This window comes from Agromyces rhizosphaerae, from assembly GCF_027925245.1.
In the GTDB taxonomy this organism is placed as follows: Bacteria; Actinomycetota; Actinomycetes; order Actinomycetales; family Microbacteriaceae; genus Agromyces; species Agromyces rhizosphaerae.
This window is the reverse complement of sequence record NZ_BSDP01000001.1, coordinates 3,140,992-3,164,194: the sequence shown is the minus strand read 5'-3', so window position 1 is coordinate 3,164,194 and position 23,203 is coordinate 3,140,992. Positions and strand designations below refer to the sequence as shown.

The following is a 23,203-nucleotide window of genomic DNA, read 5'->3' as shown; positions in this document are numbered from 1 at the left end:
AGGCCGTCATGGTCGCCCTGACCCTCCACCCCAGCCGCGAGGCGCTCGCGGAGGCGCACCACGAGCGCCTCCGCGCGCAGCGGGCCGGCGAGGTCGGCAACGTGCACTCGTGGGAGCTCGTGACCGCGGTCGACGGCCCCGGAACGCGCCTCACGGTGTTCCTGAACGGATGCCCGTTGCGGTGCCAGTACTGCCACAACCCCGACACGTGGCGCATGCGCGACGGCACCGCGACGACGGTCGACGAGCTGGTCGCCCGCATCGCGCGCTACCGCGACGTGTTCGCCGCGACCGGCGGCGGGCTGACGCTGTCGGGCGGCGAGCCGCTGATGCAGGCGCCGTTCGTGCGGCGCGTGCTGCACGAGGCATCCGCTCTCGGAGTGCACACCGCGCTCGACACGAGCGGATTCCTCGGGGCGAAGGCCGACGACGACATGCTCGACGACGTCGACCTTGTGCTGCTCGACGTGAAGTCGGGGCTCCCGGACACCTACCGCGACGTCACCGGCGTCGACCTCGAGCCGACGATCGCGTTCGGCGACCGCCTCGCCGCCCGCGGCACGCGGGTGTGGGTGCGCTTCGTGCTCGTGCCCGGGCTCACCGATGCCGACGAGAACGTCGACGCGGTCGCCCGCATCGTGTCGCGCTGGCCGAACGTGGAGCGCCTCGAGGTGCTGCCGTTCCACCAGATGGGCGCCGACAAGTGGGAGCGCATCGGCGCGGACTACGCGCTCGCCGACACGCGCCCGCCCGAGCCGGAACGGGTCGACGCGGTGCGCGACCGCTTCCGCCGGGCGGGCGTGCCGGTGGCCTGAGCCGCACGACCTCCGACCCGGGCCGCGAGTAGCCTGAGGGCATGACCGGTACCGGGTCGGGGGAACGGGTACGGACGACGGAGATCGTCGCCGCCCTCTCGCTCGCCATCGACTATGGCATGGGCAGGCCGCTCGAGCAGGGCATGCAGGCCGCCGTGATCGCCGCCCGGCTCGCTCGGGCGATCGGCGTCGATGCGGAGACCGAGCGCGCGGCCTGGCTCACCGCGCTGCTGCTGCACGTCACGTGCACGACCGACGCCCACGTCGGCGCGCGCGTGATGGCGCCCGGCGCGACACCGACGCACATCGACCCGATCCTGTTCGGCTCCGCGGGCGAACAGCTGAGGGGCGCGTACCGGGCGCTCGGCGTCGGACACCCGAACCCGATCGAGCGCACCGTGCACCGCGCCACCGAGATGACCCGCTGGGCGCGCACCCGCACGGGCCACTTCACGGCCGTCTGCGAGGTCGGTCCGATGCTCAGCGCGCGGCTGGGACTGCCCGCCGCCGTGGCCGACGGGCTCGCCATGGTCACCGAGCGCTGGGACGGCAACGGGCTCCCCCACCGCCGGAGCGCGGAGGACCTCCCGGTCTCGCTGCGCATCGCCCATGTCGCGGTCGACTCGGGGTTCCAGTCGCTCACGCGGTCGATCGACGAGGTCGCCGACGTCGTGCGGCGGCGGGAGGGCGCCGCCTTCGATCCGGTGGTCACCGGCGCGTTCCTCGGGGATCCGGGGGCATTCCTCGCCCGCGAGCCGGACTCGTTCGATCGGGAGGTCGTCGATCGCGAACCGCGGCCGCACCTGGAACTCGCCGACGAGGGCCTCGACGATGCGCTCGCCGCGTTCGGCGACTTCGCCGACCTGGCTGCGCCCTGCCTGGCCGGGCACAGTTCGCGCGTCTCGCGCCTCGCGGCGCGCGCCGCCGCGCTGGCGGGCTACGGCGCGGCCGACGTGACCCGCGTGCGACGAGCCGGGTCGGTGCACGACATCGGCGCGGTGACGGTGTGGGCGGATGTCTGGGACAAGCCCGAGCCGCTCGGCCGGGACGACCTCGAGCAGGTGCGCCTGCATCCGTACCACACGCAGCAGGTGCTCGGCTCGTCGCCGTTCCTCGCGACGCTCGACCCGATCGCGAGCCACCATCACGAGGCGATGGACGGGTCGGGCTACCACCGCGGCGAATCCGGCGACGCGATCCCTCCGCTGGCTCGCATGCTCGCCGCCGCGGACGCGTTCCGCCTGCGCGCCGAGCCGCGTCACGACCGTCCCGGCATGACGCCGGAGGAGTCCGCGCGCGAGCTCCGGCGCGACGCCGCGGCCGGGCGACTCGACGCCGAATGCGTGACCGCAGTCCTCGAGGCCGCCGGCGAACCGATCGGCGACGTGCCGCGGCCCGCCGGGCTCACGCGCCGCGAGGTGCAGGTCGTCGCCCGGCTCGCCCGCGGCGAGGCGACCAAGCAGATCGCGCGCGACCTCGGGATCGCCGTGAAGACCGCGGACCGTCACGTGCAGAACGCCTACGCCAAGATGGGCGTCTCCTCCCGGCCCGCGGCGACGCTGTTCGCCATGCAGCACGGGCTCATGGCATGGGGTGAACTCCCGATCGAGACCTCTCCCGCACGCTCGTAGCCTCGCTCCCGAGGGCCGGCGAACGGCCACGACGGAGGGGGACGACATGGATGCCACCAGGGAACCGGTCCGAGCGGCGACCGGGGGCGAGCCCGTGCCGAGAGCCGTCCGCGCGGGCGCGTACGCAGGTCTCATCGGCCCCGTGCTCTACCTGGCGGCCTGGCTGGTCCAGGCCGCGGTGCGCCGCGACGAGTTCGACCTCATCGCCGAGCCGGGATCCGGTCTCGCCACGGGCTCGGCCGGATGGATCCAGACCGCGAACTTCGTCGTCTTCGGCGTGCTCACGCTGGTGTTCGCGGTCGGGCTGCACCGGGCGATCGCGCCCGCCCGGGCCGGCTGGCTCGGCCCCGCGCTGATCGGCGTGAGCGCCATCGGCCTGCTGTGGGCCGCAGCCTTCCCGCTGGAGCGGGAGGCGACCGGGGCACTGGTCGACCCGGGCGTGCACGGCATCGGCGGCACGCTCTACTTCCTCGTGGGGTCGCTCGGCATCATCGCACTGGTCCCCCGGCTGCGGAAGGACGCGCGATGGCGCCGCCTCGTGCCCGTCACGGTCGTCGTCGGAGCGCTCACGCTGCTCATCAACGTGCTCGTGATCGCCTGCTACCTGCCGGAGGACGGCCCGCTGCGCCCGGTCGGCGGCCTGATCCAGCTGGTGGTCATGATCGGGCTGCGCTTCCCGTGGCAGCTTGCGGTGTCGACGCGGATGCTGCGCCTCGCGCATGCCTGAGCGGCGAGCCGCCCCGTGCACGCCGGGGCGGCCCGACGCCGGGCCTAGAACCCGAGCGTCTGCAGCGAGTCGCGGATGACCTTGGCCGAGGCGGCGAACTTCGCCGCCTCGTCGTCGTCGAACGGGATGCGCAGCACGTCGGCGACGCCCGAGGAGTCGACGATCGACGGCACCGACAGCGCCACGCCCGACTCGCCCAGGTAGTCGTCGAGCACGCTCGAGACGGGCAGCACCGCGCGCTGGTCGTCGAGCACCGCCTCGGCGATGCGGGCGGCCGAGAGGCCGATCGCGTGGTTGGTCGCGCCCTTGCCCTCGATGATCTGGTAGGCCGCGGTGCGCACCTCGTCGGCGATCGCGTCGAAGTCGCCGAGCTCGGGCTTCACGGCCGACTGCGCGTCGGCCCAGTCGCGGATCGGGACGGGCCCGATGGTCGCGTGCGACCAGAGCGGGAACTCCGAATCGCCGTGCTCGCCGACGATCATGGCGTGCACGCTCGAGCTCGCGACGTCGGCGCGCTGCGCGATCAGCCAGCGCAGGCGCGAGGAGTCGAGCACGGTGCCCGACGAGAACACGCGCGAGCTCGGCAGGCCGGTGATCTTCTGCGCGGCGACCGTGAGCACGTCGCACGGGTTCGTCACGAGCATGTAGACCGCGTCGGGCGCCCGGTCGAGCAGCTGCGGCATGAGGCTCTTCATGATGTTGATGTTCGCGCCGGCGAGGTCGAGGCGGGTCTGCCCCGGCCGCTGCTTCGCCCCTGCGGTGATGATGACCATGTTCGAGCCGGTCACGACGTCGAGGTCGTCGCCGCCCGCGATCGTGGACGAGCCCGCGAACAGCGTGCCGTGCGCGAGGTCGAGCACCTCGGCTTCAGCCTTCTTGCGGTCGATGTCGTACAGCGCGACCTCCCGGGCGCTGCCGCGCACGAGGGCGGAGAGGGCGACGGAGGCGCCGACAGCGCCTGCGCCGATGACGGACAGCTTGGAGTTCTCGATGACGGCCATGCCTCCATCATGCTCGCAGGCCCGGGTCGCGCAACAGGCCCCGGCCGCGAGGTGAGGCCAGCCGAACCTTGCTTGAAATCCGATTCCATCGGCGTAGCGTGAGCCCAGACGACGCACCCAGGAAGGTGGTTCCGAATGACCGACACGCACGTTCCTCCGCAGGCGAGCTCGAATCCCGACGTCGCCGCAGGAGTGGCCCAGTTCCTGACCCCGGTCGTGCACCAGCTGGTCGCCCTCGCCGTCAACGGCAAGCAGGCGCACTGGCACGTGCGCGGGCCGAACTTCGTCGCGGTGCACGAGCTCCTCGACGACGTGGTCGCCCACGCGCAGGAGTGGGCGGACCTCGCCGCGGAGCGCGTGGTCGCCCTCGGCCTGCCGATCGACGCGCGCCTCGCGACCGTCGCCGACAAGTCCGGCGCCGTGAACCCCAAGGCCGGGTTCCAGCAGGCCGAGCCGACCATCGAGCAGGTCATCGCGCAGATCGACCTCGCGCTCGAGAAGGTCAACTCGGCCGTCGACGGGCTCGACGACCTCGACCTGGCCAGCCAGGACATCGCCATCGAGATCCGCCAGGGGCTCGACAAGGACCGCTGGTTCCTGTTCTCGCACATCAGCGTCGACTGAACGGCGGTCGACAGACACGGATGCCGCGGGCCCGCGCCCGCGCACACGGCCCGGCCCCGCACGTGCGGCGCCGGGCCGTCGCGCGTCGGCGTGGCGCTCGCGTCAGCGCTGCAGCCAGGCGAGCACCGCGAGCACGCGGCGGTGGTCGGAGCCCGAGTCCTCCAGGCCGAGCTTGGCGAAGATCGACGTGACGTTCTTCTCCACTGCGCCCACGCCGATGTAGAGCTGCTGCGAGATGCCGCTGTTCGTGCGACCCTCGGCCATGAGCGCGAGCACCTCGCGCTCGCGCGGCGTGAGCGATTCGAGCGGGTCGGCCCGGCGGCCGATGAGCTCGCGCACGACCTGCGGGTCGAGCACCGTGCCGCCCTGGCTCACGCGCGTCACGGCGTCCTCCAGCTCGTCGAGCGAGGCGACGCGGTCCTTCAGCAGGTAGCCCATGCCGCCCTCCCCCGACGACAGCAACTCCTGGGCGTAGGTGCCCTCGATGTACTGGCTGAGCAGCAGCACGCCCAGGCGCGGCATCCGCCTGCGCAACTCGAGCGCGGCGCGCACGCCCTCGTCGCGGAACGTCGGCGGCATGCGCACGTCGAGCACCGCGATGTCGGGTTCGAGCGACGCGATCTCCTCGAGGAGCGCATCGGCGTCGCCGTACGAGCCCACCGTCTCGAACCCGGCCTCGTCGAAGAGGCGCACGAGGCCCTCGCGCAGGAGCACCGAGTCCTCGGCGAGCACGACCCGCAGCGCAGCATCCGTCACGCTCTCAGGATAGGGGTGCCGGCTCGGCCGCCTCGGGCACCAGCGCCGTGAACGGGATGTGCGCGCCCGCCGTCGTCGGGCCGCCGGCCGGGCTGTCCACGCGCAGGATGCCGCGGAGGCCGCGCACGCGCTCCTCGAGGCCGCTCAGGCCGTGGCCGGGCACGATCGCCGCGCCGCCGTCGCCGTCGTCGATCACCCACAGGTCGAGCCACGACCCGCCGCCGCCCGCGGGCGCCTGGCGCACCGAGCAGTGCAGGCCGATCGCCGTCGCGCGCGAGTGCTTGGCCGCGTTCGTCAGCAGCTCGGCCGCGATGAAGTAGACGTTGCGCTCGATCTCGGCGGGGATGCGCCCGTCGTCGGGCAGGTCGACGTGCTCCTCCACCCGGATCGGGCTCCGCGACGCGAGCGAGGCGAGGGCGGCCGCGAGTCCGCGGTCCTGGAGGATCGGCGGGGCGAACCCGCGCGAGAGGGCGCGGAGCTCGTCGAGCGCCTCGCGCGCCTGCTCGCGGGCCTCGCCGAGCACCGTCGGGGCGACCTCCGGGTCGCGGGCGATGGCGCGTTCGGCGGCCGCGAGGTCCATCTGCAGTCGCACGAGCCGCTGCTGCGGGCCGTCGTGGATGTCGCGCTCGAGCCGGCGCAGCGAGCGGTCCTCGGCCTGCACGGCCGCGCCGCGCGAGGCGGAGAGCTGCTGCACCTCGCGCTCGAGTGCCTGCGAACGCCACGGGCCGAGCATGCCGAGCGCGACGCCCTGGTGGATGAGCGTGAGGCCGCGCGTGACGAGCGGCAGGGTCACGAGGAAGACGAGGCCGAGCACGAGCAGGAAGATCGACTCCGCCTGCCGGGGGTCCATCGTGATCGGCACGCCGAAGACGAACTCCCACACGTACTCGACGGTCCACACGTTCTGCCCGTCGAGCGGCAGCCAGCGCTCCCAGAACCAGTACGTCGCGCCGCCCAGGCCGATCGAGACCCAGACCACCGTGACGACGAAGGTGAACAGGCTGACGACGGGCCCGACCACCAGCACGTGCAGCACGTACAGCCAGTAGTGGCCGTCGATGAACGGGCCGAACGCCCCCCGCCAGAACGAGGGCGTGGTCGCCGCCGGCGGCCACGGCGAGCGGATCTCCCGCTGGCCCGTCCAGTGCAGGAGGCGCAGCTCGGTCCAGCCGAAGCCACGTGCGACGTAGAAGGTCGCGGTGAGGAAGAGCACGCCGACGACGAGCACGAGCAGGCCGAACCCGGTGGAGACCAGGCCCACGGCGACGCTGAAGCCGACCCAGGCGATCGGCATCGAGATGAGCAGGAAGACGAGCTCGCGGGGCATCCCGGCCCAGAGGCCGAAGTACCCTCGCCGGCGGCGGGGTGCGGTGTCGTGGTCGCTCATGGCAGTCCTCCGGGATTCATTCTGGCGTCGGCGTGCGTCGGGCACGCTTCCAGCCTCGGGCGCGGCGCGGGTTCACGGCACCCGGTGGCCGCCCGGATCGGCACGGGGGTTCTCCCCCGTACGGCCGCCCGGCCGGGTCGCCCGCGTCAGATCGCGAGGTGCGTGGCCCGCCCGGCGAGCAGGGTCGCGGCGACCGGCATGGTGCGGAGCTCCTCGGGCGTCGCGGCGACCGGGTCGAGGTCGACGAGCACCAGGTCGGCGCGCTCGCCCGGCGCGATCGCGGTGCGGGTGGAGGCGTCGATCGCGGTGCGCGCATCGATGGCCTGCTCCGGATGCCACGGGGCGCGCCCGTCACGCGTGCGACCGACGGCCGCGGCGATCGTGATCCACGGGTCGAGCGGGGCGACCGGCGCGTCGGAGCCGAGCGCGAGCTCCGCGCCCGCCTCCACGAGGCTGCGCAGCATGAACGCCCGGTCGGTGCGCCCGGCCCAGTGGTGCTCGGCGACGTCACGGTCGTCCATCGCGTGCTCGGGCTGCACGCTCGCGACCACGCCGAGCTCGGCGAAGCGGGCGAGGTCCTCGCGGCGCAGCAGCTGCGCATGCTCGATCGAGCCGCGGCGCGGCCCGTCGGGCGTGGCCACGGGGTCGACCTGCGCGAGCACCGCGAGCGCCTCGCGGTTCGCACGGTCGCCGATCGCGTGCACGGCGGGCACCAGGCCTGCTGCCGTCGCCCGCTGCAGCAGCGGCAGCAGGTGCTCGGGGGCGACGGTCGCGAGACCGAACTCGTCTCCGACGGACGCGTCGGGGTACGGGTCCACGCACCAGGCCGTGCGGGTGTTGAGCGCGCCGTCGGTGAGCACCTTGTACGGCCCGACGGCGACGAGCCCTTCGGTGCCGGGGAGCACGTCGCCCGTGCGCAGGCCCTCCTCGATCGCGCGGTCGAGGTGCTGCGTGTAGACGCCGAACTCCACCCGCACCGCGTCGAGCCCGCCGCGCACGCGCCGGGTCCAGTCCGCCGCGTTCCAGCGCATCTCGAGGTCGACCACACCGACGATGCCGCGGGCGGCGGCGGCGCGCATGGCGTCGCCCACCCACGCGTCGAGCTGCTCGTCGCCAACGTCGTCGAGCACGCGCACGACGTCGAACGCCTCCTCCTCGCGCAGCACCCCGGTCGGATGCCCCGGCCGGCCGTGGCGCGCGAGTGCGGCCGAGTTCAGCCAGCACGCGTGCAGGTCGTGCGAGACGAGTGCGACGGGCACGTCGCCGGTCGCCGCGTCGAGGAGCGCGCGGTCGGGGGCATCCGGCCACAGCGCGTCCTGGTAGCCCATGCCGACGACCTCGTCGCGCCCGGCGACGAACTCCCCGGCCAGGGCCGCCGCCTCGGCCGCGGTCACCGCCGAGGACACGTCCACCCGCCGGGCGCGCTGCGCCCACTGCGAGGCGTGCACGTGCCGGTCCCAGAGACCCGGCAGCACCGTGCGCCCGTCCGCCTCGATGCGCGGGGCGCCCCGGTCGCCGGTACCCGCCGGCACGACGGCGGTGATGCGCCCGCCGGCGATCTCGACGTCGACCGGTGCGTCGGACCCGAGCGGCCGGGCGCCGGCGACGACGAGGTCGGTCACCGGCCGGGCTCCGCGACCGCGCGCTCGTCGCGGGCGCGACGCATCTCCCGCGCCAGCGCGGCATCCGCGTACGGCCCGTCGCCCTCGAGCTCGGCGATGATGCGCTCGACCGTCTCGGGCGGCTTGTTCTGGCTCATCTTGTCCTTGGCCTCGAACCGCGTGATCGGGATGCGCAGCCCGACCGTGCCCGCCACGATGCGCTCGGCGTAGGCGGCGTTCTCGGCGGTGCCGCGCATCAGCCGCGGCTCGGCCATGCCGGACTCGAAGTGCGCGACGAGCGCGTCGAGCACCGCCAGGTTGTCGTCGGCCGAGAGGATCTCGGGCGTGCCGTGCAGGTGCGCGGTCGTGAAGTTCCAGGTCGGCACGGCCGGGCGCGCGTCGTACCAGCCGGGCGAGATGTACCCGTGCGGCCCCTGCACGACCACGAGCACCTCGTGCTCGCCGAGCTCGTGGACCTGCTCGTCGGGCCGGCCCACGTGCGTGAGCAGCACGATGCCGTCCGCGTCCTCGTCGAGCAGCACCGGGTAGTGGGATGCCACGAGCCCGCGCTCGCGCGTGTGCGACACGATCGTGGCCCACGGGTGCGCGCGCACGAGGCGCTTCACGCCCTCCTCGCTCGCGAGGGTGAAGCTGGGGTTCTGCCGCATCCGCTGCTCCTCTCAGGTCTGCCGCGTCGTTCAGGTCTGCCGGGTCGGGTGGGTCGGGCCGTTCAGGTCTGGCAGGTCGGGCACCAGTAGAGCTTCCGGGCGCCCATCTCCTCGAGCACGATGTTCGTGCCGCAGGTGCGGCAGGGCAGCCCCTCGCGCTTGTACACCCAGTGCCGGTCGGCGCGATCGGCCATCGCCGCGCGCCAGGCGTCGGGGTCGAGGCCGTCCATGGTCATCATCTGCCCGGTCTCGACGCCGATCCTCAGCAGGTGCGCCCAGTCGCGCCACAGGGCGCGCACGGTCTCCTCGGGCACGAGCTTCCCCGGCGTGTGCGGGTCGAGCCGTGCGCGGTACAGCAGCTCGGCGCGGTAGACGTTGCCGATGCCGCTCACCACCGACTGGTCCATCAGGAGCAGCCCGATGGGCGTCGGCTTGCGGCGCACCACTTCGGTGAAGCGCTGCTCCGCGGCATCCGTGTCGTCGACCAGCGGGTCGGGCCCGAGCTTCGCCACCGTCTGCTCGATCTCGGCGGAGTCGCGCACCTCGCACGCCGTGGGTCCGCGGAGATCTGCGCAGACGGTGTCGGTCAGCAGCCGCACGCGCACCTGGCCGACCGGCTCGGGCGGGAACTCCTCCGGGGCATCCGACTCCTTCTCGGCCTCCGACATGCGCAGGCGCGCCTTGCGGGGCGCACCGATGGAGGTCAGCGAGTTCTCGCCGGCAGCGTCGAGCACGACCGCGTCGGGGTTCGGGGCGTCGAGGAAGGTGCCGCGCTGGTTGGTCTGCCCCATTCGGCCGTTGGCCGAGGCGATCGTGGCGTCCATGCGGATGTCGCCCGCGAAGTCCCACGCCCCGTACATGCCGAGGTGCACGCGCAGCCAGACGCCACCCTCGAACTCGAGGAACATCTGCTTGCCGACCGCACGCGCGTCGACCATGCGACGGCCGTCGATGACCGCGGCGCCCTCGGCGAATCGCCCCTGCGGGCTCGACGCGTGCACGACGTGCCCCACGAAGTTGCGCGCGAACTGCCGGGTGATGCGGTGGACGGAATGTCCCTCGGGCATCCGCTAGCCCTCCGCGCCGTCGACGCCCTTGCCCGCGATGTCGCCCGTGGTCTCGTACTCCGCGAGCTGCGCGATGCGGCGCGCGTGACGCTCCGCGCCCGAGAACGGCTCGGCGATGAAGGCGTCGATGAACGACGTGGCCTCCTCGACCGTGTGCTGGCGGGCGCCGATGGAGATGACGTTGGCGTCGTTGTGCTGGCGCGCGAGCAGCGCCGTGTCGAGGCTCCAGGCGAGCGCGGCGCGGATGCCCTCGACCTTGTTCGCGGCGATCTGCTCGCCGTTGCCCGACCCGCCGAAGACCACGCCGAGCGCCTCGACGCCCGCACGCTGGTCGCGGACCACGCCGAGGGCCGCGTTGATGCAGAAGGCCGGGTAGTCGTCGAGCGCGTCGTACTCGACCGGACCGTGGTCGACGACCTCGTGGCCGGCCGCCGCGAGGTGCTCCTGCAGGTGGCGGCTGAAGTCGAGGCCGGCGTGGTCGGTCGCGATGTGGATGCGCATGGGGCCAAGTCTAGGCAGCGCGGACGCGGGCCGTGATCGAGGCCGATGACCCGCTTCGCGGCCGCGGGAATTAGGCTGGTGGATCGTGCGGCGCCGCCACGAACGGCACCCGCACGCCACACCCTCGACCCGCAGGAGACGTCAGTGCCCGGAGAGAACCTCACCCGCATCGAAGCCGAGGAGCGCGCCGCGCTCGTGACCGCGCACGACTACGACGTCGTGCTCGACCTCACGACCGGGCCCGAGACGTTCCGCTCGACGACGACGGTCCGCTTCGCGGCATCCGCCGGCGCCTCGACCTTCATCGACGCGATCACCCGCACCGTGCACTCGGTCACCCTGAACGGCCGCGAGCTCGATCCCGCGACCGTCGCCGACGGCGTGCGCATCGCGCTCGACGACCTGGCCGACGAGAACGTGCTCGTCGTCGACGCCGACGCCGAGTACACGAACACCGGCGAGGGACTGCACCGGTTCGTCGACCCGGTCGACGACGAGGTCTACCTGTACACGCAGTTCGAGGTGCCCGACTCGCGCCGCATGTTCGCCGTCTTCGAGCAGCCCGACCTCAAGGCCGCCTTCCGCTTCACCGTCACCGCGCCCGACCACTGGCAGGTCGTGTCGAACCAGACGACACCCGAGCCCGTGCCCGCCGACGAGGGCACCGCCACCTGGGCGTTCGCGCCGACCCCGCGCGTCTCGAGCTACATCACCGCGCTCATCGCGGGCCCGTACTCGGTGACGCGCTCCGAGCTCACGTCGAGTGACGGCCGCACCATCCCGCTCGGCGTGTTCAGCCGCGCGAGCCTCGCCGAGTACCTCGACGCCGACTACGTCTTCGAGAAGACCCGCCAGGGCTTCGCGTACTTCGAGGCGCAGTTCGGCGTCGCGTACCCGTTCGAGAAGTACGACCAGCTCTTCGTGCCCGAGTTCAACGCGGGCGCCATGGAGAACGCGGGCGCGGTGACCTTCACCGAGACCTACGTGTTCCGTTCGAAGGTCACCGACGCCATCCGCGAGCGCCGGGTCGTGACGATCCTGCACGAGCTCGCGCACATGTGGTTCGGCGACCTCGTCACGATGAAGTGGTGGAACGACCTCTGGCTGAACGAGTCGTTCGCCGAGTGGGCGTCGACCATGGCCACCGCCGAGGCCACCGAGTGGACCGAGGCGTGGACCACGTTCGCCGCCATGGAGAAGAGCTGGGCGTACCGGCAGGACCAGCTGCCCTCGACGCACCCGATCGTCGCCGAGATCCGCGACCTCGAGGACGTGCAGGTCAACTTCGACGGCATCACCTACGCCAAGGGCGGGTCGGTGCTCAAGCAGCTCGTCGCCTGGGTGGGCCGCGAGGCGTTCTTCGCCGGCGTCGGCGCGTACTTCCGCAAGCACGCGTGGGGCAACACCACCCTCGCCGACCTGCTCGCCGAGCTCGAGACCGCGAGCGGCCGCGACCTCTCGGCGTGGGCGGCGCTCTGGCTCGAGACGGCCGGCGTGAACACGCTGCGCCCCGAGATCGAGACGGATGCCTCGGGCACGATCACCTCCTTCGCCGTGCTGCAGTCCGCGGCCGACGACTACCCGACCATCCGCCCGCATCGCCTCGCGATCGGCTTCTACGACCTCGCCGACGGCGCCCTCGTGCGCACGCACCGCGTCGAGCTCGACGTCGACGGCGAGCGCACCGAGGTCGCGGAGCTCGTCGGGCGCGCACGCCCCGACCTGGTGCTGCTGAACGACGACGACCTCGCCTACGCGAAGGTGCGCCTCGACGAGGCGTCGCTCGAGGTCGCGATCGCGCACCTCTCGTCGATCGCGAACCCGCTGGCGCGCTCGCTCGTGTGGGGTTCGGCGTGGGATGCCACGCGGGACGCCGAGACGCCGGCGCGCGACTGGATCGCGCTCGTGCTCGGCAACATCGCGACCGAGACCGAGTCGACCACGCTGCGCACGACGCTCGCGCAGCTCGCGCTGGCCGCGACCGCATACACCGCGCCCGAGGGCCGCGACGACCTCGTGCGGGAGGTCGCCGACACGCTCTGGACGCTCGCGCAGGGCGCCGAGGCCGGCAGCGACGCCCAGTTCCAGTTCGTCAAGGCGTTCGCGGCGATGGCGGAGTCGTCGTCGCACCTCGACGCGGTCGCCGCGCTGCTGGCCGGCGACACCACGCTCGAGGGCCTCGACATCGACACCGACCTCGGCTGGGAGCTGCTCATCGCACTCGTCGCCGGCGGGGTGGCGGGCGACGCCGAGATCGACGCCCGCCTCGCCGAGGACGACACGGCGACCGGCCGGCAGTCGGCCGCGCACGCGCGTGCCGCGCTGCCCACGCTCGACGGCAAGCAGCGCGCGTGGGACTCGCTCGTCGTGGCATCCGACGCCCCGAACACCATCGTGCGCACGACCGCCCTGGGCTTCCAGCGCGCCGCCGACGCATCGCTGCTCGAGCCCTTCGTCGCGCAGTACTTCGACATGCTCGAGCGCATCTGGAACGACCGCAGCTACGCGATCGCCGAGAAGCTGATCGTGGGCCTGTACCCGGCCCCGCTCGCGAACGAGGCGCTCGCCGACGCGACCCGTGCCTGGCTCGACGCGCACCCCGACATCCCGGCGCTGCGCCGCCTCGTCGCCGAGAACCTCGCCGGCGTCGAGCGGGCCCTCGCGGCCCAGGCGCGCGACGGCCGCTAGGAGGGGAACCGGATGCCCGCGAACCTGACCCGCGCCGAGGCGGAGGCACGCGCCGCCCTCGTCTCGGTCGAGCGCTACGACGTGGCGATCGACCTCACCCGGGGCGACACGCACTTCGGCAGCGAGACCGTGGTGACCTTCACCGCGACCGAGGGCGCGTCGACCTTCATCGAGGCGACCGCCGAGACCGTGCGCGAGGTCGTGCTGAACGGCCGCGCGCTCGAGGTCGCCGACGTGTTCGCCGGCGACCGCATCCGGCTGGACGGCCTCGCCGACCGGAACGAGCTGCGGGTCGTCTTCGACGGCGCGTACACGAACACCGGCGAGGGACTGCACCGGTTCGTCGACCCGGTCGACGACGCCGTGTACCTGTACACCGAGTTCGCGGTGGCCCAGGCCAACCGCGTGTTCGCGGTGTTCGACCAGCCCGACCTGAAGGCCCGCTTCCGGTTCACGATCACCGCGCCCGAGGACTGGCAGGTGCTCGGCAACGCCTCGACCCCGCTCGCGACCGAGGCGGTCGCCGACGGCACGGCGATGTGGGAGTTCGAGGACACCCCGGTCATGTCCAGCTACATCGTCGCGCTCGTCGCCGGTCCGTACGCGGTCTGGCGCGACACCGCCGAGCTCGACGACGGGCGCGTGGTGCCGCTCGGCGTGTTCACGCGTGCCTCGCTCGCGCAGTACGCGGACCCGGAGTTCATGTTCGAGACGGTGCGACGGGGCATCCGCTTCTACTCGGGCAACTACGGCGTGCCGTTCCCGTACGAGAAGTACGACCAGATCTTCGTGCCCGAGTACAACTGGGGCGCGATGGAGAACATCGGCGCGGTCACCTTCAACGAGGCGTACCTGTTCCGCTCCCGCGTGCCCGAGAGCCGCAGGGAGCGCCGCACGCTGGTCGTGCTGCACGAACTCGCGCACATGTGGTTCGGCAACCTCGTCACCATGCGCTGGTGGAACGACCTCTGGCTGAACGAGTCGTTCGCGACCTGGGCGTCCACCCTGGCGACGGCCGAGCTCAGCGAGTTCACCGACGCGTGGGCGACCTTCGCCACGACCGACAAGTCGAACGCTGCGCGCCAGGACCAGCTGCCGTCGACCCACCCGATCGTCGCCGAGATCGCCGACCTCGCCGACGTCGAGGTGAACTTCGACGCGATCACCTACGACAAGGGCGCGTCGACGCTCAAGCAGCTCGTCGCCTGGGTCGGCCTCGACGCGTTCCACGCGGGAGTCGGCGCGTACCTGCGCGCGCACGCCGGGGGCAACGCGACCCTCGCCGACCTGCTCGCCGAGCTCGAGGCATCGAGCGGCCGCGACGTCTCCGCCTGGTCGCGGGCGTGGCTCGAGACCGCTGGCGTGAACACGCTGCGCACCGAGATCGAGACGGATGCCGCGGGCACGATCACGTCCTTCGCCATCGTGCAGGAGGCGGCCGCGTCGCACCCCGTGCTGCGCCCGCACCGCATCGCGGTCGGCGGCTACTCGCGCGGCGACGACGGCGTGGTGCGCGAGCGACGCGTCGAGCTCGACGTCGACGGCGCGCGCACCGAGGTGCCCGAGCTGGTGGGCACGAGCCGCCCGGACCTCGTGCTGCTCAACGACGACGACCTCACCTACGCGAAGGTGCGCCTCGACGCCGCGTCGATGGAGTTCGCGCTCGCACACCTCGGCGAGATCGCCGACCCCGTGGCGCGTGCCGTCGTCTGGGGCGCCGCGTGGGACGCCACCCGCGACGCCGAACTGCCGGCCAGCGACTTCGTGCGCCTCGTGATCGGCAACCTCGGCCACGAGACGACGTCGTCGGCCCGCACCTCGGCCCTCGCCCGGTTGCAGGCGGCGCTCGAGCGCTACGTCGCCGCGGAGCAGCGCGAACGCCTCCAGGCCGAGGCCGGCGACGCGCTGTGGAGCCTGGTGCAGCTCGCACCGGCGGACTCCGACGCCCAGCTGCAGTACGCGCTCGGCTTCGCGCGCATCGCGTCGACCCCGGCCCACGCCGACGTGCTCACGGGCCTCGTCGATGGCGCCACGCAGGTCGACGGCCTCGAGGTTGACACCGAGCTGCGCTGGGAGCTCGTGATCGCGCTCGCCGCGCTCGGCGCGGCCGACGACGCGCTGATCGAGCGCACCCTCGCCGCCGACGACACCGCCAAGGGCCGCCAGCAGGCCGCGACCGCGCGGGCCGCACGCCCCGACGCGGATGCGAAGGATGCCGCCTGGCTGGCCGTCGCGACCGACACGAGCCTGTCGAACGACATGGCCAGGGCGATCGCGGCCGGGTACCGTCGCGCGCACCCCGAGTCGCTGCTCGGCTCGCGCGTGGGCGACTACTTCGCGATGCTGCGCGACGTGTGGGCGAGCCGGAGCTTCACGATGGCCGACCTCATCGTGACCGGGCTGTTCCCGGCTCCCGTGGTGACCGAGGGGACGGCGGCCGCGGCCGCGACGTGGGTCGAGGACAACGCGGACGCCCCCGCGCCGCTGCGACGCCTCGTGGCCGAGGGGCACGCCGAGCTCGTGCGCGCGCTCGCGGCACGCGCACGCGACCGCGCCACGCTCGCGGGAGGCCCCGCGTGAGCGAGCCGACGAGCTTCTACGAGGAGGTCGGCGGCGCCCCGGTGTTCGAGCGCCTCGTCGCGGAGTTCTACCGCGGCGTGGCCGACGACGAGGTGCTGCGGCCGATGTACCCCGAGGAGGACCTCGGCCCGGCCGAGGAGCGCCTGCGGATGTTCCTCGAGCAGTACTGGGGCGGGCCGACCACCTACAGCGAGCAGCGCGGGCACCCCCGCCTGCGGATGCGGCACATGGGCTTCCACGTGAACCCCGACGCCCGCGACCGGTGGCTCGGGCACATGCGGCGGGCGGTGGACACGCTGGAGCTGTCGCCGCTGCACGAGGGTATGCTCTGGGACTACCTGCAGCGCGCCGCGTTCGCCATGGTGAACACGTTCGAGGACGCACCCGACACCTCCTCGTAGGCGCCCGACGCGACGAAGGAGTCCGCGTGCCCCGAGCCGACCTCGACCATCCCGATGCGATCGTGGTGGGGGCCGGCCTCGCCGGGCTCGTCGCCGCCTCGGAACTCGCCGAGGAGGGCCGCAGCGTCGTCATCGTCGAGCAGGAGCCCGAGGCCTCGCTCGGCGGCCAGGCGTGGTGGTCGTTCGGCGGCCTCTTCATGGTCGACACCCCCGAGCAGCGCGCGATGGGCGTGCACGACTCGCTCGAGCTGGCGCGCGAGGACTGGTATGGGTCGGCCGGCTTCGACCGCGACGAGGACCTCTGGGCCAGGCGCTGGGCCGACGCGTACCTCGAGTGGGCCGCGGGCGGCAAGCGCTCGTGGCTGCGCGAGCGCGGCGTCGGATTCTTCCCCGTCGTCGGCTGGGCCGAGCGCGGCGGCGGCCTCGCCTCGGGGCACGGCAACTCGGTGCCGCGCTTCCACATCACGTGGGGCACCGGGCCGGGCGTGATCGAGCCCTTCATCACCCGCGTGCGATGGGCCGTGCACCAGGGCATGGCGGCGGCCCGGCACCGCCACCGCGTGGACGAGCTGATCGTCGAGGACGGCCGCGTCGTCGGGGTGCGCGGCGCGGTGCTCGCGCCGAGCGACGCCGGTCGAGGCGAGGCCTCGAACCGCACCGAGACCGGCGAGTTCGAGCTGCGTGCGCCGGCCGTGATCGTCACGAGCGGCGGCATCGGCGGCAACCACGACCTGGTGCGCGCGAACTGGCCCGAGCGTCTCGGAACGCCCCCGGAGTCGATGCTCTCGGGGGTGCCCGCCCACGTCGACGGACGCATGCTCGGCATCACCGAGACGGCCGGCGGACGACTCGTCAACGGCGACCGCATGTGGCACTACACCGAGGGCATCCGGAACCACTCCCCGGTCTGGCCCGCGCACGGCATCCGGATCCTCCCCGGCCCGTCGTCGATGTGGTTCGACGCGACGGGCGCGCGCATGCCCGCGCCGTGCTTCCCGGGCTTCGACACGCTCGGCACGCTCGAGCACATCCTCGCCACCGGGTACGACCACAGCTGGTTCGTGCTCACCCAGCGCATCATCGAGAAGGAGTTCGCGCTCTCGGGCAGCGAGCAGAACCCCGACCTGACGGGCAAGGACCTGAAGCTGCTCGCCCAGCGCGTGCGCTCCGGGGCCCCCGGGCCGGTCGAGGCGTTCAAGGAGCGCGGCGCCGACTTCGTGGTCGCCGACACGCTCGACGAGCTGCTCGAGCGCATGCAGGGCCTCTCCCCCGGCGGCATCCTCGACACCGACCGCATCACCCGCGAGATCATCGCCCGCGACCGGCAGATCGACCACCCGTTCGGCAAGGACCTGCAGGTGCAGGCGATCCGCGGCGCGCGCCACTACCGCGGCGACAAGCTCATCCGCGTCGCGCCGCCGCACAAGATCCTCGATCCGAAGGCCGGGCCGCTCATCGCGGTCAAGCTCCACGTGCTCACGCGCAAGTCGCTCGGCGGCATCCAGACCGACCTCGACTCGCGCGTGCTCGGCGCCGACGGTGCGCCCGTGCCGGGGCTCTACGCCGCGGGCGAGGCGGCGGGCTTCGGCGGCGGCGGCATGCACGGCTACCGCGCGCTCGAGGGCACGTTCCTCGGCGGGTGCCTGTTCAGCGGGCGCGCTGCGGGACTCGCCGCCGCTCGCGAGGCCGGCTGAGCGTCAGCGGGGCATCCGCCCCTCAGCCCTTGAGCGACCAGGCGCGACGGCGCACGAGCACGTGCCCGCGCCGGGTCGACAGCCTGGTCCAGGGGCCGGTCTCGAAGACGCCGACCTCCTCGTCGCCGCCCAGGAAGCCGAGGCTGAGCGCGGCGAACGCGGCGCCCGCGGGCACGAACTCGAGCCCCTCCATGGGGCGGCCCCACACCTCGGAGCGCACCTTCTCGACGAGCTGCTCGCCCGTGCCCTCGGGCACCGCGGCGGCGACCTCGGCGATGCCGATGCGCGCGGCGTCCTCCAGCACCTGCTGCGGTACCGACTCGTGGGCGAGCCAGCCGCCGCGCGGCGGCGAGATGCCGGCCCAGGTCACGGTGCTCACGCCGTGCGGCTTCGTGAACGGCGCCGGGACCGCGCCCTCCGCGGTGCGCGAGAGGGTGTCGTCGACGCGCGTCGAGAGCGAGCGCATCGGCACGACCTCGTCGAACTCCACGCGGTCGCCGAGCGAGAACGTGCGCAGGCCCAGCACGGTCGGGGTCTCGTCGAGGATGCCGCGCGGATACAGGATCGCGGTGTACACGGCGAGGATGCCCGAGCCCGCGATGATGCGCACCGAGCCGTCCTCGACCCGGGCGGCCCGGCCGAGGTAGGTCTGGAGGTCGCCGAGCGAATGGCGGTCGGCGAGCTGGATCGATTCGCTCATCTGCTCAATAAACTACCAAGAGCACGGCTGCGACTCCGCTGGGAGCCGCTCGCGCGAACCGCCCCACAGCGATACCGGAGGACCCGTGAACGGACCGATCGACGGGCTGCTGAGCACGCTCGACCTGACCGACACCGGAGCGAGGACCGACGAGGACATCTTCACCGGTCCATCCCAGTGGATGCCCCGGGGCCGCGTGTTCGGGGGGCAGGTGCTCGCGCAGTCGCTCGTCGCCGCCATGCACACGGTGCCCGACGACCGCCCGGTGCACTCGATGCACGGCTACTTCCTGCGGCCCGGCGACGTGAACGAGCACATCACCTTCGCGGTCGACCGCATCCACGACGGCCGCTCGTTCTCCACCCGGCGCACGCAGGCGTACCAGTCGAGCCAGCCGATCCTCTCGATGATCGCCTCGTTCCAGCACGCCGACGAGGGCGTCAGCCACCAGCTCGACATGCCCGCGGACATCCCGGACCCCGAGTCGCTGCCGACCGCCGCCGACGTGCTCAGCGGCCTCGACCACGAGATCGCCCGGCACTGGGCCACCGAGCGTCCGTTCGACATGCGGCACGTGCCCTCGCCCATCTACCTGTCGGTCGAGGGCCCGCGGGTCCCCCACCAGGCGGTGTGGCTTCGTGCGATCGGCACCATCGGCGACGACCAGAAGCTGCATCGGGCCGCGCTCGCCTACGTCAGCGACTACTCGATCCTCGAGCCGGTACTGCGTCGCCATGGGGTGCCGTGGGCGACGCCCGGGCTGAAGGTCGCGAGCCTCGACCACGCGATGTGGTGGCACCGCGACGTGCGCGTCGACGACTGGCTGCTGTACGTGCAGGAGTCGCCGAGCTCGGGCGGCGGGCGGGGCCTGTCGATCGGCCGCATCTTCGACCGTTCGGGCGTGCTCGTCGCCTCGGTCGCGCAGGAGGGCATGGTGCGCGTGCCCACGTCGGCGCGCGACTGAGTCGCCGGGCCCGGCGCCGCCACGACGGGATGCTGGACACTCGCCGTGTATCGGCGTCACCGCGCCGTCGGCACGGCAGAATGGCGCCCACGACCGCTGATCCGACGAGGAGGCACGATGGGTGACGAGGCACGGCTGACACGGAGGACCGCGCTCACGCTGGGCGCGGGGGGCGTCGCGAGCGGAGCGGCGATGCTCGCCGGCTGCACGCCGTCCGATGCGGGCTCGGGTTCGGATGCTGCGGACGACACGTCCTCCGGCGGCGACACGGGCGCCGCGGCAGGCACCGTCATCGCCTCGCTCTCGGACATCCCCGTCGGCGGAACCGTCTCCGCGACCATCGGCAGCGACCCGGTGCTGCTGTCGCAGCCGACCGCCGGCGAGGTGGTGGCGTTCAGCGCCGTGTGCACGCACCAACAGTGCGTGGTCGCCGTCGAGGCGGCCGAGATCGTCTGCCCGTGCCACGGGTCGCGGTTCGACACCGCCACCGGCGACGTGCTCAACGGGCCTGCGCTCGAGCCGCTGCCCTCGGTCGCCGTGACCGTCGACGGCGACGACGTGGTCCCGGGCTGAGCGTGGACCCGTTCCTCATCGCGGGCCTGCCCGCGCACGTGCTGCTCGTGCACGCGGTCGTGATCGCCGTGCCCGTCGTCGCGCTCGGCCTGATCGTCGCGGCCGCGTGGCCAGCGGCGCGGCGTGCGCTCTGGATTCCGCTCGTCGTCGTCGCGCTCGGCAACGTCGTGCTCGTCTGGCTCGCCGCCGAGTCGGGCGAGTGGCTCGAGGAGCGCGTGCCGCCGGCGCCGCTGATCGAGGAGCACACCGAACTCGGCGAGGGGTTGATGCCCTGGGTCTCCGGCCTGGCCGGGCTGGCAGTCCTGCTCGCCGTCTGGCATCTGGTGGCCAGGTCGCTCGAGCGCCGGGAGCAGGCGCCGTCACGCGGCATCCGCCTTGCCGTCGGCATCGTCGGCACGGTGCTCGCGGTCGCCGTCGGCACGGGTGCGACCATCGCCACCGTGCTCATCGGCGAGTCGGGCTCGCGCGCCGTCTGGGAGGGCTCCTTCAGCGAGGATCCGCTCGAGTAGCTCAGCGCCACCGAGTACGCAAAGTGCGGGAATCCTGCGCGGATTCCCGCATCTTGCGTACTCGGTCGACGCCAGCGCGCCGAGGTCAGGTACGGCGCGTGAAGCGCAGCGGCTCGTCCTGGTACGGCGACCAGGCGGCGCGCTCGTGGTCGGTGATGCGGCGTGGACGGCCGCTCGCGGCGTCGACCAGCACGATGGTCGTCGACGCGCGGGCGAACAGGGTGCGCGGCTCGCTCTCGGGCGGGGCGAACACCTCGTAGCAGACGTCGAGCCGCGCACCGCTCATGTTCGCGATCCAGAGCTCGACGTCGAGCGGTGCGCGCAGGTACGGCACCGGGGCGAGGTACTCGACCTCCTGGCGGGAGATGAGCGTGATGGTGTCGGCACCCGGACGACCGTCGATGACGGCCGTCGAGGCGCCGACCGCGGCGTCCCTGGCGTCGTGGCTGACCCAGAACGCCTCGATGCGCGCCTCCTCGAGCAGGCGCAGCATCTCGGCGTTGTTGACGTGGCCGTACGCGTCGAGATCCGACCAGCGCAGCCGGATGGGCACGTGCAGCCGCACGCTCAGTCCCTGGTGAGCTTGCGGTAGGTCGACCGGTGGGGCTTGGCCGCGTCGGGACCGAGGCGCTCGATCTTGTTCTGCTCGTACGCCTCGAAGTTGCCCTCGAACCAGTGCCAGTACGACGGGTTCTCCTCGGTGCCCTCGTAGGCGAGGATGTGCGTCGCGATGCGGTCGAGGAACCACCGGTCGTGGGTGATGACCACGGCGCAGCCGGGGAACTCGAGCAGGGCGTTCTCGAGGCTGCCGAGGGTCTCGACGTCGAGGTCGTTGGTCGGCTCGTCGAGCAGCAGCAGGTTGCCGCCCTGCTTGAGCGTCAGCGCGAGGTTCAGGCGGTTGCGCTCGCCGCCCGAGAGCACGCCGGCCGGCTTCTGCTGGTCGGGGCCCTTGAACCCGAAGGTCGACACGTAGGCGCGGCTCGGCACCTCGGTCTTGCCGACCTGGATGTAGTCGAGCCCGTCGGAGACGACCTCCCACAGGGTCTTCTTCGGGTCGATGCCGCCGCGCGACTGGTCGACGTAGGAGATGTCGACCGTCTCGCCGACCTTCAGGTCGCCGCCGTCGAGCGGCTCCATGCCGACGATCGTCTTGAACAGCGTGGTCTTGCCGACGCCGTTCGGGCCGATGATGCCGACGATGCCGTTGCGCGGCAGCGTGAAGCTCAGGCCGTCGATGAGGGTGCGGTCGCCGAAGCCCTTCTTCAGGTTCTTCGCCTCGAGCACGACCTGGCCGAGGCGCGGCCCCGGCGGGATCTGGATCTCCTCGAAGTCGAGCTTCCTGGTGCGCTCGGCCTCGGCGGCCATCTCCTCGTAGCGGGCGAGGCGCGCCTTCGACTTCGCCTGGCGGCCCTTGGCGTTCGAGCGCACCCACTCGAGCTCGTCCTTCAGGCGCTTGGCGAGCTTCTGGTCCTTCTTGCCCTGGACCTGGAGCCGCTCCTCCTTCTTCTCGAGGTAGGTCGAGTAGTTGCCCTCGTAGGGGTAGAGGCGACCGCGGTCGACCTCGCAGATCCACTCCGCGACGTGGTCGAGGAAGTACCGGTCGTGCGTCACGGCGAGCACGGCGCCGGGGTACTTGGCGAGGTGCTGCTCGAGCCAGAGCACGCTCTCGGCGTCGAGGTGGTTGGTCGGCTCGTCGAGCAGCAGCAGGTCGGGCTTGCTGAGCAGGAGCTTGCAGAGCGCCACGCGGCGCTTCTCACCGCCGGAGAGGTGCTTGACGGAGGCGTCCGACGGCGGGCAGCGCAGCGCGTCCATGGCCTGCTCGAGCTGCGAGTCGAGGTCCCACGCGTCGGCCGCGTCGATGTCCTCCTGCAGGGTGCCCATCTCGGCGAGGAGCGCGTCGAAGTCGGCGTCGGGGTCGGCCATCGCGGCCGAGATCTCGTTGAACCGGTCGATCTTGCCCTTGATCGGTCCGACGCCCTCCTGCACGTTCTCGAGCACGGTCTTCGACTCGTCGAGCTCGGGCTCCTGCATGAGGATGCCGACGCTGTAGCCGGGCGAGAGCCGGGCGTCGCCGTTCGAGGGCTGGTCGAGGCCGGCCATGATCTTCAGGATCGTGGACTTTCCGGCACCGTTCGGGCCCACGACGCCGATCTTGGCGCCGGGCAGGAACGCCATCGTCACGTCGTCCAGGATGACCTTGTCGCCGACCGCCTTGCGGGCGCGCACCATGGAGTAGATGTATTCCGCCACCGGGGTGATTCTCCTCTTGGGTCGTGATCTTCGGCCCGCGATCACGGGCCGGATGCGGTCTCGAGC

21 protein-coding genes are annotated in these 23,203 nt (G+C 72.7%); 11 read left to right on the top strand and 10 right to left on the bottom strand.

Features of this window, described 5'->3' with window-relative positions:
* Positions 1-8: 8 nt before the first annotated feature.
* From pflA to QMG39_RS14920, 3 genes are read left to right on the top strand one after another with little or no spacing between them, the layout of a single operon-like run.
* On the top strand, positions 9-815 hold the full coding sequence (pflA, locus tag QMG39_RS14930) for a pyruvate formate-lyase-activating protein (RefSeq protein ID WP_281886381.1): 807 nt from the start codon (positions 9-11) through the stop codon (positions 813-815).
* A gap of 41 nt (positions 816-856) precedes the next feature.
* On the top strand, positions 857-2,446 hold the full coding sequence (locus QMG39_RS14925; RefSeq protein ID WP_281886379.1) for an HD domain-containing phosphohydrolase: 1,590 nt from the start codon (positions 857-859) through the stop codon (positions 2,444-2,446).
* A 46-nt stretch (positions 2,447-2,492) separates the two neighbouring features.
* Positions 2,493-3,173: a DUF998 domain-containing protein gene (locus QMG39_RS14920; RefSeq protein ID WP_281886377.1), complete on the top strand. Its 681-nt coding sequence runs from the start codon at positions 2,493-2,495 to the stop codon at positions 3,171-3,173.
* 44 nt (positions 3,174-3,217) lie between these two features.
* On the opposite strand, the gene QMG39_RS14915 is transcribed toward QMG39_RS14920, so the two are convergent.
* Complete coding sequence (locus QMG39_RS14915; RefSeq protein WP_281886375.1) at positions 3,218-4,174, bottom strand: L-lactate dehydrogenase; 957 nt, start codon at positions 4,172-4,174, stop codon at positions 3,218-3,220.
* A 135-nt stretch (positions 4,175-4,309) separates the two neighbouring features.
* Between QMG39_RS14915 and QMG39_RS14910 the strand changes: the two genes are divergently transcribed.
* A complete protein-coding gene (locus QMG39_RS14910) occupies positions 4,310-4,798 on the top strand; it encodes a Dps family protein (RefSeq protein ID WP_281886373.1) in 489 nt (162 codons plus the stop codon).
* A 102-nt stretch (positions 4,799-4,900) separates the two neighbouring features.
* Here QMG39_RS14910 and QMG39_RS14905 read toward each other — a convergent pair whose 3' ends face one another.
* The 6 genes from QMG39_RS14905 to QMG39_RS14880 all read right to left on the bottom strand — a co-directional run bounded on the left by QMG39_RS14905 (position 4,901) and on the right by QMG39_RS14880 (position 10,778).
* The gene (locus tag QMG39_RS14905; RefSeq protein ID WP_281886372.1) at positions 4,901-5,554 is read right to left on the bottom strand and encodes a response regulator; all 654 of its coding nucleotides are present in this window, start codon (positions 5,552-5,554) and stop codon (positions 4,901-4,903) included.
* Positions 5,555-5,558: 4 nt separating this feature from the next.
* Positions 5,559-6,941, bottom strand: a complete 1,383-nt coding sequence (locus QMG39_RS14900) for a sensor histidine kinase (RefSeq protein ID WP_281886370.1) — start codon at positions 6,939-6,941, stop codon at positions 5,559-5,561.
* A gap of 146 nt (positions 6,942-7,087) precedes the next feature.
* Positions 7,088-8,563, bottom strand: a complete 1,476-nt coding sequence (locus tag QMG39_RS14895; protein WP_281886367.1) for an amidohydrolase — start codon at positions 8,561-8,563, stop codon at positions 7,088-7,090.
* Positions 8,560-9,210, bottom strand: a complete 651-nt coding sequence (locus QMG39_RS14890) for an FMN-binding negative transcriptional regulator (RefSeq protein WP_281886365.1) — start codon at positions 9,208-9,210, stop codon at positions 8,560-8,562. Before QMG39_RS14890 ends, QMG39_RS14895 begins: the two co-directional genes overlap by 4 nt.
* Positions 9,211-9,272: 62 nt before the next feature.
* On the bottom strand, positions 9,273-10,277 hold the full coding sequence (locus QMG39_RS14885; protein WP_281886363.1) for an Fpg/Nei family DNA glycosylase: 1,005 nt from the start codon (positions 10,275-10,277) through the stop codon (positions 9,273-9,275).
* Between the two features lie 3 nt (positions 10,278-10,280).
* Complete coding sequence (locus QMG39_RS14880; protein ID WP_281886361.1) at positions 10,281-10,778, bottom strand: ribose-5-phosphate isomerase; 498 nt, start codon at positions 10,776-10,778, stop codon at positions 10,281-10,283.
* 144 nt (positions 10,779-10,922) lie between these two features.
* On the opposite strand from QMG39_RS14880, the gene pepN (QMG39_RS14875) reads away from it, so the two are divergent.
* Genes pepN (QMG39_RS14875) through QMG39_RS14860 form a run of 4 tightly spaced genes read left to right on the top strand, consistent with a single transcriptional unit; the run spans position 10,923 to position 18,141 of the window.
* Complete coding sequence (gene pepN, locus QMG39_RS14875) at positions 10,923-13,466, top strand: aminopeptidase N (protein ID WP_281886359.1); 2,544 nt, start codon at positions 10,923-10,925, stop codon at positions 13,464-13,466.
* A 12-nt stretch (positions 13,467-13,478) separates the two neighbouring features.
* A complete protein-coding gene (gene pepN, locus QMG39_RS14870; RefSeq protein ID WP_281886357.1) occupies positions 13,479-16,046 on the top strand; it encodes an aminopeptidase N in 2,568 nt (855 codons plus the stop codon).
* Positions 16,043-16,447, top strand: a complete 405-nt coding sequence (locus tag QMG39_RS14865) for a globin (RefSeq protein WP_281886355.1) — start codon at positions 16,043-16,045, stop codon at positions 16,445-16,447. The genes pepN (QMG39_RS14870) and QMG39_RS14865 overlap by 4 nt, the downstream gene beginning before the upstream one ends.
* A 26-nt stretch (positions 16,448-16,473) precedes the next feature.
* Entirely contained in the window at positions 16,474-18,141 is a 1,668-nt protein-coding gene (locus QMG39_RS14860) for an FAD-binding dehydrogenase (protein ID WP_281886353.1), read from the top strand.
* A gap of 22 nt (positions 18,142-18,163) precedes the next feature.
* On the opposite strand, the gene QMG39_RS14855 is transcribed toward QMG39_RS14860, so the two are convergent.
* Positions 18,164-18,841: a DUF8185 domain-containing protein gene (locus tag QMG39_RS14855; protein ID WP_281886352.1), complete on the bottom strand. Its 678-nt coding sequence runs from the start codon at positions 18,839-18,841 to the stop codon at positions 18,164-18,166.
* A 97-nt stretch (positions 18,842-18,938) separates the two neighbouring features.
* Between QMG39_RS14855 and QMG39_RS14850 the strand changes: the two genes are divergently transcribed.
* From QMG39_RS14850 to QMG39_RS14840, 3 genes are all read left to right on the top strand, one after another.
* On the top strand, positions 18,939-19,805 hold the full coding sequence (locus tag QMG39_RS14850; RefSeq protein WP_373878356.1) for an acyl-CoA thioesterase: 867 nt from the start codon (positions 18,939-18,941) through the stop codon (positions 19,803-19,805).
* A 117-nt stretch (positions 19,806-19,922) separates the two neighbouring features.
* Positions 19,923-20,378, top strand: a complete 456-nt coding sequence (locus QMG39_RS14845) for a Rieske (2Fe-2S) protein (RefSeq protein WP_281886347.1) — start codon at positions 19,923-19,925, stop codon at positions 20,376-20,378.
* 2 nt (positions 20,379-20,380) lie between these two features.
* On the top strand, positions 20,381-20,887 hold the full coding sequence (locus tag QMG39_RS14840) for a hypothetical protein (RefSeq protein ID WP_281886345.1): 507 nt from the start codon (positions 20,381-20,383) through the stop codon (positions 20,885-20,887).
* Positions 20,888-20,972: 85 nt separating this feature from the next.
* On the opposite strand, the gene QMG39_RS14835 is transcribed toward QMG39_RS14840, so the two are convergent.
* Positions 20,973-21,452 (bottom strand): acyl-CoA thioesterase, encoded by a 480-nt coding sequence (locus QMG39_RS14835; RefSeq protein WP_281886343.1) that lies wholly within the window; start codon positions 21,450-21,452, stop codon positions 20,973-20,975.
* Between the two features lie 2 nt (positions 21,453-21,454).
* Complete coding sequence (gene ettA, locus QMG39_RS14830; RefSeq protein ID WP_281886341.1) at positions 21,455-23,137, bottom strand: energy-dependent translational throttle protein EttA; 1,683 nt, start codon at positions 23,135-23,137, stop codon at positions 21,455-21,457.
* Between the last annotated feature and the right edge of the window lie 66 nt (positions 23,138-23,203).

What these genes read in the sequence shown, in the direction of transcription:
- pflA (WP_281886381.1), top strand. Translation starts at nt 9, where the DNA reads ATGGTCGCCCTGACCCTCCACCCCAGCCGCGAGGCGCTCGCGGAGGCG.
- QMG39_RS14925 (WP_281886379.1), top strand. Translation starts at nt 857, where the DNA reads ATGACCGGTACCGGGTCGGGGGAACGGGTACGGACGACGGAGATCGTC.
- QMG39_RS14920 (WP_281886377.1), top strand. Translation starts at nt 2,493, where the DNA reads ATGGATGCCACCAGGGAACCGGTCCGAGCGGCGACCGGGGGCGAGCCC.
- QMG39_RS14915 (WP_281886375.1), bottom strand. Translation starts at nt 4,174, where the DNA reads ATGGCCGTCATCGAGAACTCCAAGCTGTCCGTCATCGGCGCAGGCGCT.
- QMG39_RS14910 (WP_281886373.1), top strand. Translation starts at nt 4,310, where the DNA reads ATGACCGACACGCACGTTCCTCCGCAGGCGAGCTCGAATCCCGACGTC.
- QMG39_RS14900 (WP_281886370.1), bottom strand. Translation starts at nt 6,941, where the DNA reads ATGAGCGACCACGACACCGCACCCCGCCGCCGGCGAGGGTACTTCGGC.
- QMG39_RS14890 (WP_281886365.1), bottom strand. Translation starts at nt 9,210, where the DNA reads ATGCGGCAGAACCCCAGCTTCACCCTCGCGAGCGAGGAGGGCGTGAAG.
- QMG39_RS14885 (WP_281886363.1), bottom strand. Translation starts at nt 10,277, where the DNA reads ATGCCCGAGGGACATTCCGTCCACCGCATCACCCGGCAGTTCGCGCGC.
- QMG39_RS14880 (WP_281886361.1), bottom strand. Translation starts at nt 10,778, where the DNA reads ATGCGCATCCACATCGCGACCGACCACGCCGGCCTCGACTTCAGCCGC.
- pepN (WP_281886357.1), top strand. Translation starts at nt 13,479, where the DNA reads ATGCCCGCGAACCTGACCCGCGCCGAGGCGGAGGCACGCGCCGCCCTC.
- QMG39_RS14855 (WP_281886352.1), bottom strand. Translation starts at nt 18,841, where the DNA reads ATGAGCGAATCGATCCAGCTCGCCGACCGCCATTCGCTCGGCGACCTC.
- QMG39_RS14845 (WP_281886347.1), top strand. Translation starts at nt 19,923, where the DNA reads ATGGGTGACGAGGCACGGCTGACACGGAGGACCGCGCTCACGCTGGGC.